Origin of the sequence: Nocardia sp. NPDC127606 (assembly GCF_042671725.1) — a bacterium.
Lineage (GTDB): Bacteria > Actinomycetota > Actinomycetes > Mycobacteriales > Mycobacteriaceae > Nocardia.
Genome location: NZ_JBHXWQ010000021.1, coordinates 1 through 376, shown reverse-complemented (window position 1 = coordinate 376; position 376 = coordinate 1). Strand labels below are relative to the sequence as shown.

Genomic DNA, 376 nt, shown 5'->3' with positions numbered 1-376 from the left:
GATCACTTGAGATCTCATCACGTTCCACGCCGAAGCAGTACTTGTGAAGGACTCTCATGACCGTGCCAACTAATCAACGTTCCACCCATGAGCTGACCGTGCAGAACGTTTGTCTGCAATCGGTACTGTGCTCCTTAGAAAGGAGGTGATCCAGCCGCACCTTCCGGTACGGCTACCTTGTTACGACTTCGTCCCAATCGCCAGTCCCACCTTCGACAGCTCCCTCCCACAAGGGGTTGGGCCACCGGCTTCGGGTGTTACCGACTTTCGTGACGTGACGGGCGGTGTGTACAAGGCCCGGGAACGTATTCACCGCAGCAATGCTGATCTGCGATTACTAGCAACTCCGACTTCATGGGGTCGAGTTGCAGACCCC

At 56.1% G+C, this 376-nt stretch carries 1 rRNA gene; it reads right to left on the bottom strand.

The features are described from left to right. Positions 1–138 precede the first annotated feature (138 nt). Positions 139–376, bottom strand: a 16S ribosomal RNA gene (locus ACFVJ5_RS35740); the annotation flags it as partial.